Raw genomic sequence first — 17,130 nt, forward strand, 5'->3', positions numbered from 1 at the left:
TCCACGCGACACTCAAATGCGTGGTCAGCAGTAGATTGAGGTTCGTCAGCTTCTCTACAACAGGCCAGGAAACGCACCACCGTCCAACACAATATTCTGGCCGGTAATGAAGCCGGCATGCGCGCTGCACAGGAAAGTACAAGCAGCCGCAAATTCCTCGGGCGCCCCAAAGCGGCCAGCGGGAATCGTTGATAACGCCTGCGTCGTCACCTCTGCCAAAGACCGGCCACTGATTTCGGCGTCGAACTGCAGGTTCTGCCTGAGCCTATCCGTATCGAAGCGACCAGGTAGCAGGTTGTTCATTGTCACATTGCGACGCACCGTCTGTCGGGCAAGCCCTCCGACAAAGCCAGTGAGCCCGCTGCGAACGGCAGTGGATACACCGAGGTTTGGATACGTGGCGGGTGACTTTACGCCGCTCGTTGTAATGCTGATGATGCGACCGAAACCGCGTTCAATCATGCCGTCCACCACCTGCCTGATCAGCAGGATGGGCGAGAGCATGTTCCCCTCGACGGCGTGCAACCAGTCTTCGCGGCTCACGTCGCGAAAGTCGCCCGGCGGTGGACCGCCAGCGTTGTTGATCAGGATGTCAGGTGCGGGACAGGCGGCATGAAGCGCGGCCCTCCCTTGCTCGGTAGTCACATCTGCGGCGACGGTGGCGACCGAAACGCCGGTGACCCGACGTATCTCTTCGGCAGCAGCTTCCAGGGCATCAACGTTTCGTGCATTGATCACCAGATCGACACCCTCGCGTGCCAGCGCGAACGCGATGGCCCTGCCGAGGCCTTTGGATGCTGCGCTGACGATGGCACGGCGCCCCCTTATTCCCATGTCCATGTTGCTTCTCCGAAGAAATCGACCAAGGCCGACCAGTTTGGATTGATGACGTCACCGACGCGGCAGCGAACCCGCGTCCGACGTCTGGTCAAACGTCACGATGACGAACTGAACCGGCAACTCAACAGTCAGGAACGTGTTCCTCCCGAACCTCTCCTCGATGCGACGGAGATGGCTAGCCTTGAACTGCTCCAACTGGCGCGCATCGATGCGATCGATGAAACCACGCAAGCCGGTATGGGTGGCCAACTGCCACCATTGCTCGGCCGTGGCCACTGGGTAGTGGGTGAGTTCCGACACGATTGAGACCTGGCCTTCAAAGTTCGCGAATAAGCCAGGAAGCGCCGCCTGGTCGGGAACGCGTCGGTGAAAGGCTGCCAACTCATTGGCTAGCTCGGGAAGGGCCTGCGCTAGGTCTTCGGCCAACATGTCGCCCAGCGGTGCAAATGGTTGCTTTGACCAGAAGGAGAAGACCCATTTTCCCTCGGGCTTCATCCACCCGCGAAAGCGTTCTAATGCTGCGCGCATGTCCTCGATGAAGAAGAGCGAGAAGCCGCCCAAGATGGTATCGAGCCGGTACGAGCTGCTGAAGGTTGCCGCATCGGCGCGGTGAAAACTGATGCGAGGGACACTGGCGTCGCGGGCTCGTCGCGTGGCGACATCCACCATTCGCTGAGCGATGTCGATGCCCAGCACGGAGCCTCCCGGATAAACCGCGCCCGCTGCCGGTATCGACACCGCACCCGTGCCTGAACCGATGTCGAGCACCTGCTGGCCGGGTTTGAGCTGCGCTAGCTCCACCAGGCGTCTGCCGAGCATGGACCAGAACCCCAGCGGGTGGCGGTCGAATTGATCGGCGATCCCGTTGAAGACGACATCCGTTCCGTCGGAAAACATGCGCAGAGACGGCTCGGTGTCAATGGTCGGTGTGTTCAAATCGTTGCCTCCTAGGAGTTTTGGCTTGTACCGGAACGTAGGTCAGGATTCGTTGGATGGCGCGTCCACCCGTTGTTTGCCGGCACAGTCTATGCACCCTCGAATCGCCGAAAAATCGGTCTAAGATAGATTGACTGTGCCACTGCTGAGACAATGGCCATGCTCGATCTGAACGATCTGTATTACTTCTCGGTGCTGGTGGAACAGCGCGGCTTTTCCGCCGCTGGCGAAGTCACTGGCGTGCCCAAGGCCACCCTGAGTCGCCGGCTTCGCCTACTGGAGCAAGAGCTTGGGCTTCGCCTTGCCAATCGCACCACGCGCAAGTTTTCGCTGACCGAGGCAGGCGAGGAGTTCTACGAGCACTGCCAACGCGTGATGCATGAAGTGCATTCGGCACAGCTAACAGCACAATGGCGCTTGCACGAGCCGGCCGGTCGGGTGCGCATGACCTGCGCGGCCGGGATTGTGCGGATGGTGCTGGCGGACATCGTGCCGGCATTCCTGGCGAAGCACCCGAAGATCGATCTTGAGCTGGTAGCGACAAGCCGCTACGTCGACCTGATCGAGGAGGGCTTCGACCTCGCGCTGCGTAGCCATACGACGCCATTGCAAAGCTCGACGCTGATCGCGCGCCCGGTGGCCGACACGCGGATGATTCTCGTCGCGAGCCCCTCGCTGTTCCCGCATGGCCTGCCCGCGACACCCCAGGAGCTCGAAGGCATCGCCGGCCTACAACTGCAGCGTCGCGGTGTCACGGATGCATGGGAGCTTCGCGGAATGGACGGCTCCTCGGTGAGCGTGACTTTCCACCAGCGCGTGCGCAGCGACGATGCCATGCTGATCCATACCTCGGTGTTAGCCGGCGTTGGCGTTGCCGCGCTGCCAACGCCGCTGTGCACTGCGGACCTCAAGACCGGTCGCCTCCTGCACGTCCTGCCGAGCTGGCACATTCCTCAAGGGACGTTGAGTGTGGTCCTGCCATCGCAACGTGGCATGGCGCCGGCTGTACGTGCCATGGTCGATTATCTGGCGGAGGCGTTGCCGCGATACCTCAATGTTTGATTGGCATAGAGAGCGGCGAGGCTTGCCGCAGATTTCGAATGCGCGGTACGACTTTTTGGCTCGGCCTGAAGAACAGGCGCATCTTGGTTACCTTGTTCTTCTGCCTAATTTTGGGCGACCCTGAAAGGTACGCTCCGGGTCGGGAGCAGGCAGATAGATAACGGCTATCTGCCTTACGCGCTCGGTAAATGAAAGCGCGCATCTCGCCCATCCCGGACCATTTCCATTAGATACACACCGTCTTGCGAGATCGCCAGATGCAGAGTCCGTTGGCCGATCACCTGGGCCCCTTCATGGCAGTTGTCTCGCACACGAGTCCATGGGCGATCAATCTCCCCGCAACGATGGCGGGAAGCTCCTTCACGCGCCCGTAATCAAGCCAATACAGGTACGTGACGTCTTCTTGTTGAAGCATGTCGCCTTCGGTCACTGCCCCTCTCCGCCAGGAGGCTAGGTCGAGCTTAACGCAAGGGTCCGTTCCGGGCCGGAAGCAGACGATCCGCCTAAACCCGGGCGGAAGTGATGATCCCCTCACTGAGGCCGGACAAGTCGTGCAATGGCTTCGTGGGTCACGGTGCTAAATAGTGTCGCCGTGCCATAGGCGCGTGCAGTCAGCATGGCACCGTAGACCAGCGATACCAGGGTTGCTGCCTCGGATTTGGCCGTTCCTTTGAACTCAAGCTGCTCGGCCTCAATACCGGCTTTGATCACGCCTTCGAGCCACTTCTCGACATCGTCGAAATGGGCACGCACTTCACTGGCGACGTCGTCCGGCAAGGTCGGACGTTCCGCACCGAGCATGCCTGCGACGCAAAACGGTGCGCTGTCATCCGCAATGCACCGCTCCCAATAGCCCACGTAGGCGCGCAGTTGCGTGAGTGGATCCGCGTCACTCGCCTGAAGGGCCTTCACGGCGTCGTCGAATACCTCGCGCGATTGTTTGACTACGGCGATGGCCAGATCCGCCTTGGCCGGAAAGTGGTGATGGATGCTTGCCTTGCGGATGTCGACGGCCTCGGCAACGTCGGCGTAGCTGAAGCCGTTGTAGCCGCGACGCATGATCAGCTGCCGGCCAGCCTCGACGATCTTCTCGGCGGTGTTTTCCTTGTGAGGGTTCATTGCTAGCTACCATCTAGTTGGTTGGCAAGCGTAAGTTTATAGCAAGAAACGGAAATTCCCCAAAACGGAGGGCTTGTAATCACTTCTACCTACTAGTAGGATGGCTGTTGTCGGGTGAGCAGACACCCGTGGTTTTCCTTCCATACCCATACCTGGAGCATGAATATGAATACCAAGTCTCTCGTCACCCGTATCGCCGCCGCCCTGGCTCTCTCGCTGGTGGCCCTGGGTTCCCAGGCCACCCCGCCTACCCCGGTCAAGAACATCGTGCTGGTCCATGGCTATTTCGCCGACGGCTCTGGCTGGCAGGGTGTGTCGAACATCCTGACCCGCGACGGCTACAAGGTCGCCATCGTGCAAGAGCCGGAAACCTCGTTCGAAGACGACGTCAAGGCTACCCGCCGCGTGGTCGATGCACAGAACGGCCCCACCATCTTGGTCGGGCACAGCTACGGCGGCGCCGTGGTAACCGAAGCTGGCAATGATCCGAAGGTTGCGGGTCTCGTCTACGTCGCGGCCTTCCAGCCGGACACCGGTGAAAGCCCGCTGGTGCTCAACAAGAAGATGCCTTCGGCTACCAAGGCCATCACACCGACGGCCGACGGTTACCTGTTCCTTGACCCGGCACACTTCCATGAGGACTTCGCCGCAGACCTGCCTGCTGACCAGGCGAACTTCATGGCGATGTCCCAGGTGATGCCGAACGCCCAGTCGTTTGGTACGCCCATCACGGCCGCCGCGTGGAAGACGAAGCCGAGCTGGGGTGTCGTTGCCACGGCGGACCGTGCGATCAATCCGGACCTGGAGCGTTTCATGACCAAACGCGCAGGCACCAAGAGTATCGAAATCAATGCCAGCCACGCCGTATACATCTCGCACCCCGAGGAAGTCGCTAAGTTGATCGAGCAAGCAGCGGCTGGTTCGAACAAGTCCTAACGTCCACCGATTCAGGTCATCTTGGCGTTATTCATCAAGATGCATGGCCTGCTGCCATGCATCTTGAGAGGCTGGGAAGACGTACCCCGTTTCGTTAATGACTGCTCTGGTTACGTATTCAATCGGCTCATTCAGAACCCTCCTGGCTTGCCGGTCACCATCCGGTAGAACGAGTCGATAGCGTCCACCATCTGGGAGAGGCCAGGTTGCTCCAGCGGATAGTGACCTGCGCCCTCGAGCATGACGGTCTCTACCGGAACTTGCTTGATGCGTCCGAGGAACGGTTCGCTGAGATGCAATGGTGTCCATCGATCCTCTGCTGGCTGGGTCAGCAAGATCGGGCAGACGTCGAAGGCTTCCGGTTCCAACGCGGGCTGGTAAGCGGCATACGAGGCAAGGAAAGCCATGGTCATGGCATTGCCCGCGGAACGAAGGTCGGATAGCCATACCTTCAGTGCGACCTTGTTGTTGACCAGCGCGTGCATCTTGCTGGCCATGCGCATGGGCATGCGTAGCGCCCTCATGGGTGTCCGGGCAACCATTGCCGCCATGGGTATGCCAATTCGGCTCATCATCAGGTTCAACGCGGTTTCGTCGCGCACTTGCTCCCGGCGCTGGTCAAGGAAGGTCATGCCGACGATGCCTTTCACTTTCCGGTTCATCGCCGCAACGTGGTACGTGAGCATGCCGCCGGCGCTCAACCCGTACAGCACGATGGGGCGATCATCGCGCGCCAATTCGGCGTCAATCAGGTCGCTGCCCGCGCGCACCCAGTCGTCGTAGCGAACCAGTGTGCCCTTTGCCACCTCAGTCATGCCGTATTCGGGCATGTCGATCGCGATGGTCTCGTAGCCGCGCCGCGCTAGCGGCTCGCCCAGGATCATCGACATCTGTCGGCCATTGGTTCCGACGCCATGGAACAGGATGACCTTCACCTTCCCGTCAGGGTTGCGATAGGTATCGAGATGAATGCGGTGACCATGCCAGTCCCACCATTCCTCATGCGGTCGCTGACCCTGCTTCCATTGGAACTCTGGCGGCAGGAACCGCTGCATATCGCGCCAGATGGGCTGATCTGCATAGGTCTGTGAGACGGTGTTCATGGCAGGACTCGGGTTCCAGGTGGTGGCGTCATCGTGCGCCGGCAACCCGTTGCGATCCATGCGTGGACAGGCCAATCGCTTTAGAATTCGGGCCAATCCCTGCGAAACCACTCACCATGAGCCACTGGAACTTCGCCCGCAGTCCGGCATCCGTGCTGCTCATGATCGAGTACGGGCGTGGTCGCAAGATCGCGCCGACCACACTGCTCAAAGACTCCCACCTTACGCAGAGGCAACTCGCCGATCCCGACTTCACCGTGACGGCGACACAGGAATTAGCCGTCGCCTCGAACCTGCTGAAGTCGACGGAGCAAGAAGCCGACCTCGGCTTGAAACTCGGCCTGTCTTACCGACTCTCGACCTACGGACTGTTGGGATACGGTCTGTTGAGCAGCGCGACGGGTCGGGAAGCCATAGCACTCGCGCAACGATATCTGGCGCTGACCTACGCCTTTGTGCGAATCACGTTCAGCCGTGCCCGGCAACAGCAAGTCGTGACTTTCGTTCCTACGACGGATTTGCCGGCGCCATTACGACGTTTCTTTGTCAGTCGCGCCATGGGCGCCACCTGCCGGGTGCTGCGCGATGTCATTGGCAGCGATTTTGAGCTTGCAGCGTTCGACGTCACCTTCGAAGAAACGCCGGGCGGAAAACAGCACATGCTGAGTGCCCGAATCCGGTATGGACAGCGTCTTAATGCGATCGCTTTTGAACACGCACTTCTGGAACACCCTCTCCCACAAGCGAATGCCGTCACCGCAGCGATGTGCGAACGCATGTGCGCGGAGCTGCTTTCACGCAGGCGTGCACGCCTCGATCTGGCATCGTTCCTGGTCCAATACCTGTCCACGCATGCGTTCGAGAGTCCACCACAACTTAAAGACGTTGCGTTGCTGCTAAATACCAGCGAGCGCACGCTTAAGCGCCGACTGAAGGAAGAAGGCGCGTCCTTCCGCGGCATATCGAATGACGTACGCAAATCGAAGGCACAGGCGCTGGTTGCCGAAGGTCGCCTTTCGATGAGCGAGATTGCCTGTGAGCTTGGCTTTAGCGACTTATCCTCGTTTTCACAGGCCTACAAACGATGGACCGGTACTGCGCCAAGTCTTGACCAACGCACTCACTGACCAGCGCCGTTCCAAGCACCGGATGACGTGTTTTCTCGCAAGAACGACACGTGACAACTCGATCATCAACGACCCGTCGTGGCCATCAAGTGCGGCGGATAACGTTCGCCTTCGATACGGATGGCCGCCGCGACTTTTTCGATGTTAGCCAGATCGGCGGTGGTCAACTCGACGGTGACAGCGCTCAGGTTCTCTTCCAGGCGATGGAGCTTGGTGGTGCCCGGAATCGGCACAATCCACGGCTCGCGGGCGAGAAGCCATGCCAGCGCGATCTGTGCGGGCGTCGCGGATTTGGCTTCGGCGATCTCTTTCAGCAGGTCGACCAACGCCTGGTTCGCAGCCATCGCTTCGGGCGAGAAGCGCGGTAGGTTTTTGCGGAAGTCGTTGTCGCCGATCTTGGTGTCTTTGCTCATTGCGCCGGTAAGAAAACCCTTGCCGAGTGGGCTATAGGCGACCAAGCCGATACCGAGTTCCTTGCACGCGTCGAGAATGCCGTTGGTTTCGGGACCACGGGTCCACAGCGAGTACTCATTCTGTAGGGCCGAAACCGGCTGCACGGCGTGGGCGCGACGCACCGTCTGCGCACCCGGCTCGGACAAACCAAAATGGCGAACCTTGCCTTCAGCGATCAGATCCTTGACCGCACCGGCGACGTCTTCAATCGGCACATTGGGATCGACACGATGCTGGTACAACAGATCGATGGTGTCGACGCCCAGACGCTTGAGCGAGGCCTCGGCCACGGCTCGAATGTGATCCGGCTGGCTGTTGAGGCCGTTATTCTTTCCAGTCGCGGGATCGATGTCGAAGCCAAATTTGGTGGCAATGACCACCTGTTCACGAACAGGCGCCAACGCCTTGCCGACCAGCACTTCGTTGGTGAACGGTCCGTAGACTTCCGCGGTGTCAAAAAAAGTCACGCCGCGGTCAAAGGCATCGCGAATCAATCGAATGGAGTCGCCGTCCGAAAGCGCATGGCTATAGCTGAAATTCAAACCCATGCAGCCAAAGCCGAGTGCCGAGACCGCAAGGCCACTCTTTCCAAGTAAACGCTTTTGCATATGTCACCTCAATCGATTTAGAGAACGGATCAACACGTCATCGTGCTGCTCAGATGTCTTCCGCGAACACCTTGCGCGCGATTCCTACCGCGGTACTCGCCGCTGGCCACCCTGCATAGAAGGCCAAGTGCGTGATGACCTCAATCAATTCGTCGCGCGTGACGCCGTTCTGCTGCGCGAACTTCAGATGGAACGGAAGTTCATTGATGCGGTATGCCGCGATCAAGGCGGCGACAGTGACCAGGCTGCGGTCGCGCTTGGTGAGCTCCCGTCGCTCCCAGACTTCGCCAAACAGCACCTGCTGCGTGAGCTGATCGAGTGCGGGCGCGATGTCAGCGAAAGGGCCTTGAGTCTTCTGGGTAAAGTCGGTCATGGTCGGGGTCTTTAGGAGCTTGGCGAAGTCGCCGACTGGCCCGTGGATGAGCGCCAGACCGCGAGGACTGCGCCAGTTTGATCCCGCCGCGACTATCTGATAAGACGGCAAATATCGAATGGACTTATGATCTGTATCGATTAATCAGGCTGATGGAACCATGGGTGGCGAGAACTACAACGACCTGCAAGCGTTCCTCACGGTCGTGCGTGAAGGCAGCTTCACCCGCGCTGCCGCCCAGCTTGGCGTGTCGCAATCGGCACTCAGCCACAAGATTCAGGGGCTGGAGGCACGGTTAGGCCTGCGCCTGCTCACCCGCACCACGCGCAGTGTGTCGCCCACCGAAGCCGGCGAACGGCTGCAGCAGACACTGGCGCCCAGTTTCGAGAACATCGACGCGGCGCTCGCCGGGCTGAGCGAGCTGCGCGACGAGCCCAGTGGCACCATCCGCATCACCAGCAGCGAGCACGCGGCCGCCACCATCCTGTGGCCAGTGCTGGAAACATTTCTGCGGCAGTACCCGGATATCCGTGTGGAAGTGATCAGCGACTCCACGCTCACCGACATTGCGGCCGAGCGCTTCGACGCTGGTATTCGCCTGGGAGAACAGGTGGCACAGGACATGATTGCGGTGCCCATCGGTCCGCCCACGCGGCTGGTGGTCGTGGGCAAGCCTGCTTATCTAGATGCCACGCCTCCTATCGCCACCCCACGTGACCTCACCGGGCACGACTGCATCAACCTGCGCTTCCTTACGCACGGTGGCCTGTATGCGTGGGAATTCGAAAAGGGAAGCCACCCACTCAACGTGCGCGTGGAAGGGCGACTGACGTTTAACAGCATCGAGCGGATCCTCGCCGCCTCGCTTGCCGGTTTTGGCCTCGCCTATCTGCCCGAAGACATGGTCCATCCGCACCTTAAGGCCGGCCGTTTGCGCCAAGTACTGGATGACTGGTGTCCGCTGTTTCCGGGCTATCACCTGTATTACCCAAGTCGTCGACAACCGTCGCGCGCGTTTGCCTTGCTGGCCGATGCGCTTCGATACCAAGCGCGCAACCCGTAGGTGAAAGCGGCTCCGGAAGCATGGTTTTAAGCATCGTTGCGCTACCCCCGATAACTGCCCCTAACCACCCAGCCCCATACCTGCTCAAGTCGGACATTCATGTAGCCGCGAGCGAGTAAGGAAGCCCGGGGCCCATATTGGTTGTCATTGTTGACTCTCCTAACCTAAGACTTGGTTGTGACCGGGGCACATCGCCACGGGTAAGCGACCCGATGTCGTTATGCCGTTCTGATCATGCAGCCTCAGCTCGCTAATAGAGAAATTCGCGCCAACGCGTCTTCTGGCGAATCGATATCGACAACCCCCGCCGATCCGCATGGCTCCGGGAGGTGGCAACACGTTTCCACTGGCGGCGCTCATGAAATCCGCGTCGGCCGACTCTATAGCGAACAAAAATGAGCGGCCCACTACGCCCTAGAGCTGCTGCTCAGGCGATACCTAGCCAATGCACTGGCTACACGTCTTGTCGCTGGCACATGTCTGAACCAGCGATGCCGCCACCTTTGGATCGAGCATCGCGGCATAGCAAATAGCATGATGGCAACAGGGTGCGTCACCCCTGATATTGGCCAGCGCCTGGATATGGGGTGAGCCATCCGGCGGCAATGGAATGACGCTCGGGTCCATCGCCGATATCGTGACCGTTCGCGACAAGGCCACGAAGGGGGCGAACGGCACCATCGGCACGATATCGCGTTCGTACACGACTGAAACGTAGTCGACTCCCGCCGCATCCAGGCTCTTGGCAAACTCACGATCGCCGGGATGGGGCGTGGCGTACATGAACGCCTTGATGTCGATACTGCCGCGCAAGTCTGCAGGCATTTGTAACCCCAGGTCCCTTGCGAAGTACGCCACCAATGCAGCACCAAGGCTGTGTCCCACGATCACGACAGAAGTCGCCCCGCTTGCCACCAGATAGCCAATCAAACCAGCTACCGCTGCCGGTGGCGTACCTGTTGCGCTGTTCAGACCACCACAGGTCATCGACTGGTACATCGCGTAGAAGCCATCCGGCACCTGGACATTGCCGGGCAACGTGCGCTTACCCGTTCCAGCCGTGGACAGCAGATTGCTCATGCGCTGCATGACAGGGCCGGTGAAGATATCCAGCCTCAGCCCTTGCAGCGACTCGCGCACGGCCTCAGGCGTTTTGAGCGCCAGCTGCTCAACCCAGGAGGCGGGCAATATGTCGGCATCCTGCACCCATTCCGCTGCCGCCTCGGTGCCCCGGATCGAGACAAGGTAGTGCTTTCCGTCAGCCGTGCGCAGGATTTCTCCCACGTACACCGTGTCCACGCTGCCGCTCTGCCGCGCGACCCACTGGCGAATCACGTCGTCCTTCACCTCCATCCGCAACCAATCTACGTGCTCCCAGTTGTCTGTGGCGTAGCGTGCATCGGCCCCTGTCGGATCCTTCCCGGACGAACACCCGTCCACTTCGTACATGTCCTCGGCGTACATCGGGTACAAGGCGTATTGCGCCAGATTAGTCCTGACCGGACCTGAAACGTTCGGGTCGAGGTCTAGCAGCTGTTGAAGCGTGGTCGACATACGAAATGTCCTCTGTCCAGATGGAGGAAGTCACTCGAGCGTCAGTCATCGCGGCCGTGGCTACGTATTGTTGGCGTCAGGCTTGGCGCCCGTCCCACGCAATTGCGCGACCTTCCCAAGCAAACCAAACCAGAACGGCGCACCAAAGAGCGCAGCAGACGCCGTCAACAACCATCCAGGCATCGCGCGCAGAATCGCACTGATGTCGTAGCCGCCGGGAACGACCGGCGACTGTGGGTGTACACGAGCAGTCAGGTTCTGCAGGCCGACGGGTAGGCTGCGGATTGCATCGAACGCATCAGTAACCGTTTGAGGCGCTGCTGTCGCTTGAAACGAACCGTGTCCGGCGACCGCGTAGGACCACAAGGCCGCGGCCACCTGATTGGCATCGACATTAAGCAACACGGCAAAGATGAAGCCGTAAACAAACGTCCAGAACTGTGTCTGTCGCTTGTACACACCACCTACTCTATCCATCGCGCTATCAAACCAGTTCGCGACATCTTTCTCGAACGCGGCGACGTCACCCGCGGCGCGGCTATACATGCCAAGGAAACCCTCGCGTAGTTGCGGGTCCTGTATGGCCTCGATGCTTGGACGCATGTTGGCGAATGTCAGAGCACCCTTCTGAAGCGTATCCACCAGTGCTTTGGCAAAATCGACGGGTGCCATGTAAGACGGCGCCATGCGTTTTTGGCTCAATATTTCGGAGATCGATGTTGCTTTGCCGTTGCTACGCGGGCTTGTCAAAAGGTTGTTGTATATGCCAAGAATCAGAGACGATTCATTGTTGAGCAGATCCCTTACGCCCTTCATCAAGGTGGTGGCTCGCAGATGAAACAGCGACGCCATGGCTTCGTGTACGCTGCTGGCAATGAGCGCAATCGAACCAAAGCACACGATCAACCCCGTAGCGACTTCGAGAACAGCGCTTCCAAACATGGCAGCCTCTCCCGTTGCAAGCCCGACTAATCGCCGTGTTTTAGCACTCTCCCAGCGAAGAACCGTTAGGCCTTATGGCCACTAGTTCGGCATCATCGATGGGATTAGCGTGCCGAACACATGTCCGGACCGCGGGGCCAAGGCAGTGCGGAAGCCATCTTGGGCGCCCTGTGGTTGTCGTTGGTAGCGCTTGAGGTATTTGCGCACTTGCACGATCTCTTGCACCCCCTCTCATCGCGCAGCCTCAGCGACAGCCGGGTTGCAGTGACCTCGATCCATTCCGTTGCCCTTGTCCATCGCATGGCGACTTACGTGCACACGGCAAAGGCATGACCGGCGTGAATTCCGCGGATTCGAGTCACTCCGCCGCAATCAATTTACAAGTTCTGCGATAAGCGCCGGATCCGCCACACCCGTGGCGGGAAGCCCTTTGGTTGCTTGGCATTGTCTGATGTTATCTGCGCTGTTTTTGCCAAAGATGCCATCTGCCTTGATGTCCATGCCCAGCTTCGATAGCCCTAGTTGCACCAAGCGCACATCCAGCCCACTTGTCAGCGGCATCTGCAAAACCAGATTACGGCTACCTGGTTGTGGTCCGTCATAGCTGTCACCGGGCGTGGCACCGAGCGTAGCCAGGGATATTTCGCGACTTCGGACGACAAGAGGTAGCTCAAGCCCCCATTCATCAAGATCGATCAGGCGGCTGAGGGCGTCCATTCGATAGACCGTCGCGCGAAGGTCCGCGCGCGCATTATTAGCCAGCCAGTCGTGGCGCTGGGTGACATAAGCTGAAATCCACGCCTCCTCGCCAACCCCACCCACGGTGCCCGTTGCACCTAACGTGCGGTCCCGTATCAACTCCCAGGAACCATGCACCGTACTGTCGTAGATGACGGCGATGCCCAATGGCGTCGTTACGCCAAGCGCGTCCGCAGCCTGCTGGGCGGGATTCCAATAGGCGTCGTCAAAAAATTGATCCTGCGTCTCCCGCATCAAAGGATCGTCTGCAGTCGCTCGAAGAATGTTTTGCAAATACTGGTCGTTGTCGAGGGTCAGGTCACGGGCTGAAAAACGCGTCAAGAACGGACTGAGCTTGTCCGAAAAGCGGGCACCCGGGTTGCCACAGTAGCGGTGTATCAGGTTGGCGAGATTGCCCGATCCCAAGGTGGTCTGCGATCGCCCGAAAGTCAGGTGCCCTGTGTCGCCGGCGATCAGCGTCACGCTGCCGTAATCGCCTAGCACCGAGCCTGTTTCAAAGATGTTGACGACGGCTTGAGCGGTTTTCTTCTGCGTAGCAGTGATCACGTCGTTTCTCCTCTATGTCAGGGCGACAGGAGTGGTTGACTCCGCCTCTCTGGCTTGTTGATGTGACACAGGCAATGCCCAACTCTTAGCGCCCCGCCACCGCTCGCCCCTCTACCCTTGCTGAAGGTGGTACCCAAAGCTCGATCGTCGAGGAACTTCCCTGAAGAGCAGAGGGCATGGGAATCAACTGGATATTTGTCCAATGAGTGACCAGGAGCGCCTTCAGCGCCGAAGCGCATTGCTCGCCACCTGATGAATAGATCAGGGTCGGCTGGGCCCAGGGGGACGGCAGCCTCCGCCCCGATCTCATCGCCGCAGCGGTCACGTTCTCGATACCCGGTACGACGACCCCGAGAGGTCGGAGTGACGAGACGACAACGTTTACGGGATTGCGCGTCGCCTCATCATAAATCTGCGTGTACAGCGTAAAGGGGCGCCCTCCGCTCGCGGCGCAGCTCATCGCCACCTGGGTTGCCACATTGGACGTATTCGCAGGAGGATCTGCCACCGCGGCTGCTTGTGAAGCACTGCTGGCCGAGTGGTTACTTGCGATGTGTTCCCCTCCGGTGCCGTTCTCGGCTGCCGTCGGCGCTGCCGCAGAAGTTCCGCCAGCCGCTGACAATCCAGACTCGACAGTGACGCTCGCTGCACTCTGTTGTGACGCACCTTTCGGCGGGGCCGGCAGACTGCCGACTGGCCCACCGGTGGCTGCCAGCCCCTGGCTATTGATCGCTGGTGACAAGTGGGCAGCATTGCGAACTGGCCAGTTCGTATAGACGGCCACCGGAGCGACCGACGAGTGATCGACGTATTGACCCGGGTAGGCGAGCACCGCTGCCGCGTTGTTGCACTCGGTCAGAGTGGCGGGTTCGCAAATCTTATGGATCTGATCAACAAGGGCATCAAGTTCCGAAATCTCTGCTTTGCTTACGGCATGAGTGTTTACGTAGTGATGGATCTTGCTCAGCCCAGCCTGAACGGGCGCCCCGAACTTCGTGCCCGCGGGAGACAGAGCACTCCATGCTGAGCTGACTGCGTCATCGAAAACATCACGCTCATGCGCCAGCTCACTCTGATAGTTGTTCCACGCTTGCCACGCGGCAATGCCCGTCGTTAAAAGCACGCCAGCTCCCAAGGACGTTCCAACAGCCCTGACCACTTTTCGCGTTCCCTTGGTCGTAGTTGCGGCTTGCATCGGTAGTGACGCCACAGTCTGCGCACTGGAGGCTACGGAAGCCGCTGCCCACGCAGGCGCATTCGTCAGCAACCAGGCATCAATATATCGCCCGATATTCAGCCCAAGCGAGCAGTAGCTTTCCCATTCTTCCTCGCAGAAGAATTGATTGGCGGTACTTTGCTGGGGGAAGGACGGGTTGCGGTCGCTGTAACTGATCAGATCGAGATCGAGCGTGGGCCTTACTCGTGGCTTGACGACCAGCAGTATGCCCGGTGCGGCATTCGCACCCGGATAGACAATGCGCGCCAGTACAAGGCTCGCCAAGCCGGGCGTAGGATCAATGGTCGTGGGTGTGCCGAAACAGCCGACAATGGGCGACGCAGACTGCGGCAGTGAAGCCGGATCAATGATCTGGATCTCCGCGTCATAGTCGATCCGTGCCTTGCGTACCAGATTTTCCAGATCGCCGAAACTGTACTTGGGGTCAGCGCCACAATCCGCCAGGACAATCAGCGGAACTCGTCGCTTGAGGAGTGCATAGACGCCGGTGTTGTCGAAATGGCCGCCATCGGAGACGTACCAATAGTTGGAGCCAAGACCAGGGAATTGCGCGAAAGTCTCCCGAATAAGGGAGGTGTACTTGGCCAGGCCTATCCATTGGCGCTGCAATGCCTGGGTAAGGCTTTGCGTCCAGTAGCCCAGCCTGAAGCCGCTCAAGAACGTCATTGCGGCAATGCCAGGCCTTGTATGCGAGCCCATGCCCGATGCTATCGCCGCTCCTGAAATGGCAATCCACTGCGCAAGCGTGTCCTTGAGCATGACGCCCGCGGGTGGCGGCTGCGGTGACTGACCACCGGTCTCCACGCCAAGGGCACTGACCGTCAGGCTGACGCCCTTTCGGTCGGCGTTGAACAGGCCGGTTCGATCATCCCGCGTCTGATTGATACAACAGTTGATCAAATGAATCGGGCCGCCATAACGATGAGGCTGGTACTGAATGAAAGGCAAGTCATCGTTCGGCAGCTGATCGGTCACGCGACGAGTGTTCATCGTAAAAGCACGAGTATTGGCAGTCAGCGGGGACACGGGAAACCTGGCATTTCCCTGGTTGTTGACGACAGCAGAGAAATTGCCCACCGAGACGTATGTGCGCGCAAGACGTGACCGATAAAAGAAGTGCAGCGACGAAAGGTTCAGTTGTTGTAGCTGCTTGCCTGTCAGCAAGGCAATCAAAAGCCCAAGCACAATCAAGACAGGTGCATATAGAAATGCCTTTGGATGACCTGCGACAACTGCAGGATCGTCAGGGAGAAGCAATGCCTGGTAGATGCCAAGCCAGGCAATGGCCACAGCGGAGATAAGTAACAGGCCAATGACGTTACCCAGCGATTCCAGTGACAGGCCTGCGGTAGCCGTCTTGTCACGGGACGAAAGGATGGGTGCCATGGCGCGTGCCACGAAAGCCAGCAGCGTGGTCCAGCCGATACCCAGCGAGAGTCGTAAGGGACTATGGCCACCCACGACACTCAACAGCTCGTACCGCAGGTACCAGCTGACCATGTCAAGCGCACCAAGAGAGGCTGCGCCGAGGCAGAGAGCAAGCATCAGGGCGAGAAATTTTGTGCAGCGCACGCGACTGACATCGACCGCATCCCGATGGCTACGGGCGAGTGACCATGGCCACCCCGCTACGGCAGGTAGCAGAAGCATGGCTGCGATGCCAAAGAACACGGCTGAATCAGTCGACCCCACGGCAAAGGCGCTCAGGGCCTCATAACCAAGTGGCAGTCCAACGAGAACGCACAGGAGCATGAGAATGAATCCCGTCACAGGATTCATGCCAAGCAACCAATAGGCGTAGCACGAAGCCACCACGCCTATCGCAAACAATCCGGACAGCAGAAACCAGGGACTGAAGGCTATAGGCAGCTGCCCGTTGACCGGCGTTGCCCACGCAAAAATCAAATGCGGTGCCACGACAAGGCAGGCAATGAAGAGGCAAACCACCATGAATTCGAATTGCGTAGCGACGAAGCTGCGGATCTGGCCGGAACCTGCCTGAAATAGATCCTTGATTCCCGCAGGAAGCAGGTAGCGGCCGTTGTTGCGCAACCACCAGAGCAGAAGCGTGCCATCGTCGGCGACGCCCTTCTCTACATCCATGGCATTGCCTATCTTTGGCTGGCCGACATTGTTCCCTGCCCCATATAGTCGTCCAAGCATGGCCCCGATGTATCCACCGCCTGACACAGTGGACAAGTAATCGAAGCGATGTAGTACGCCGTTCTTGGCCAGGGCGCGAAGCAAGCCAAGACAGAACGTAGCGCTTCGAATACCTCCACCGGACAGCGCAAGGCCCATGACAGTTTGATTCGAATCGAACACGCCAGGTCCGTCAACTTTCGGCAGTGCGTCGCGCCGACACCTGACAGCGTCGACATCAGCCTGCGAAGGCCCACAGCAACTCGTCGCATCGTTCATCGCATGTCCCCATTTGGCCGGACTGGGCCTGATGAGCAGATGACACCCAAA

14 protein-coding genes are annotated in these 17,130 nt (G+C 59.3%); 4 read left to right on the forward strand and 10 right to left on the reverse strand.

Annotation, left to right across the window (positions count from 1 at the left end; all coding sequences use genetic code 11):
* Positions 1 to 54: 54 nt before the first annotated feature.
* Positions 55 to 840 carry an SDR family oxidoreductase gene (locus tag AC0GUR_RS09890; RefSeq protein ID WP_472877287.1) on the reverse strand — a complete coding sequence of 262 codons (786 nt, stop codon included), beginning with the start codon at positions 838 to 840 and terminating at the stop codon, positions 55 to 57.
* A gap of 51 nt (positions 841 to 891) precedes the next feature.
* The gene (locus tag AC0GUR_RS09895) at positions 892 to 1,776 is read right to left on the reverse strand and encodes a class I SAM-dependent methyltransferase (RefSeq protein WP_472877288.1); all 885 of its coding nucleotides are present in this window, start codon (positions 1,774 to 1,776) and stop codon (positions 892 to 894) included.
* A 159-nt stretch (positions 1,777 to 1,935) separates the two neighbouring features.
* Between AC0GUR_RS09895 and AC0GUR_RS09900 the strand changes: the two genes are divergently transcribed.
* Complete coding sequence (locus tag AC0GUR_RS09900; RefSeq protein WP_472877289.1) at positions 1,936 to 2,838, forward strand: LysR substrate-binding domain-containing protein; 903 nt, start codon at positions 1,936 to 1,938, stop codon at positions 2,836 to 2,838.
* A 531-nt stretch (positions 2,839 to 3,369) separates the two neighbouring features.
* Here the strand turns inward: AC0GUR_RS09900 and AC0GUR_RS09905 are convergent.
* Positions 3,370 to 3,957, reverse strand: coding sequence for a TetR/AcrR family transcriptional regulator (locus AC0GUR_RS09905; protein WP_472877290.1), 588 nt, complete (start codon positions 3,955 to 3,957; stop codon positions 3,370 to 3,372).
* Positions 3,958 to 4,122: 165 nt separating this feature from the next.
* On the opposite strand from AC0GUR_RS09905, the gene AC0GUR_RS09910 reads away from it, so the two are divergent.
* Positions 4,123 to 4,893, forward strand: coding sequence for an alpha/beta hydrolase (locus tag AC0GUR_RS09910; RefSeq protein ID WP_472877291.1), 771 nt, complete (start codon positions 4,123 to 4,125; stop codon positions 4,891 to 4,893).
* A gap of 131 nt (positions 4,894 to 5,024) precedes the next feature.
* Here the strand turns inward: AC0GUR_RS09910 and AC0GUR_RS09915 are convergent, their stop codons facing one another.
* Entirely contained in the window at positions 5,025 to 5,996 is a 972-nt protein-coding gene (locus AC0GUR_RS09915) for an alpha/beta hydrolase (RefSeq protein ID WP_472877292.1), read from the reverse strand.
* 116 nt (positions 5,997 to 6,112) lie between these two features.
* On the opposite strand from AC0GUR_RS09915, the gene AC0GUR_RS09920 reads away from it, so the two are divergent.
* Entirely contained in the window at positions 6,113 to 7,123 is a 1,011-nt protein-coding gene (locus AC0GUR_RS09920; protein ID WP_472877293.1) for an AraC family transcriptional regulator, read from the forward strand.
* Positions 7,124 to 7,188: 65 nt separating this feature from the next.
* Here AC0GUR_RS09920 and AC0GUR_RS09925 read toward each other — a convergent pair whose 3' ends face one another.
* Entirely contained in the window at positions 7,189 to 8,184 is a 996-nt protein-coding gene (locus tag AC0GUR_RS09925) for an aldo/keto reductase (protein ID WP_472877294.1), read from the reverse strand.
* Between the two features lie 49 nt (positions 8,185 to 8,233).
* Positions 8,234 to 8,557 (reverse strand): carboxymuconolactone decarboxylase family protein, encoded by a 324-nt coding sequence (locus AC0GUR_RS09930; protein WP_472877295.1) that lies wholly within the window; start codon positions 8,555 to 8,557, stop codon positions 8,234 to 8,236.
* Between the two features lie 160 nt (positions 8,558 to 8,717).
* Between AC0GUR_RS09930 and AC0GUR_RS09935 the strand changes: the two genes are divergently transcribed.
* A complete protein-coding gene (locus tag AC0GUR_RS09935) occupies positions 8,718 to 9,620 on the forward strand; it encodes a LysR family transcriptional regulator (protein WP_472877296.1) in 903 nt (300 codons plus the stop codon).
* A gap of 438 nt (positions 9,621 to 10,058) precedes the next feature.
* Here the strand turns inward: AC0GUR_RS09935 and AC0GUR_RS09940 are convergent, their stop codons facing one another.
* The 4 genes from AC0GUR_RS09940 to AC0GUR_RS09955 form a co-directional block, all read right to left on the reverse strand.
* Positions 10,059 to 11,174 carry a lipase family protein gene (locus AC0GUR_RS09940; protein WP_472877297.1) on the reverse strand — a complete coding sequence of 372 codons (1,116 nt, stop codon included), beginning with the start codon at positions 11,172 to 11,174 and terminating at the stop codon, positions 10,059 to 10,061.
* 60 nt (positions 11,175 to 11,234) lie between these two features.
* Positions 11,235 to 12,074, reverse strand: a complete 840-nt coding sequence (locus tag AC0GUR_RS09945) for a hypothetical protein (protein WP_472877298.1) — start codon at positions 12,072 to 12,074, stop codon at positions 11,235 to 11,237.
* 414 nt (positions 12,075 to 12,488) lie between these two features.
* Entirely contained in the window at positions 12,489 to 13,421 is a 933-nt protein-coding gene (locus AC0GUR_RS09950; RefSeq protein ID WP_472877299.1) for a chitosanase, read from the reverse strand.
* An 85-nt stretch (positions 13,422 to 13,506) separates the two neighbouring features.
* Positions 13,507 to 17,079 carry a patatin-like phospholipase family protein gene (locus tag AC0GUR_RS09955; protein WP_472877300.1) on the reverse strand — a complete coding sequence of 1,191 codons (3,573 nt, stop codon included), beginning with the start codon at positions 17,077 to 17,079 and terminating at the stop codon, positions 13,507 to 13,509.
* Positions 17,080 to 17,130 lie beyond the last annotated feature (51 nt).

It is taken from the genome of Dyella sp. PARNA 12/25 (genome assembly GCF_055702865.1).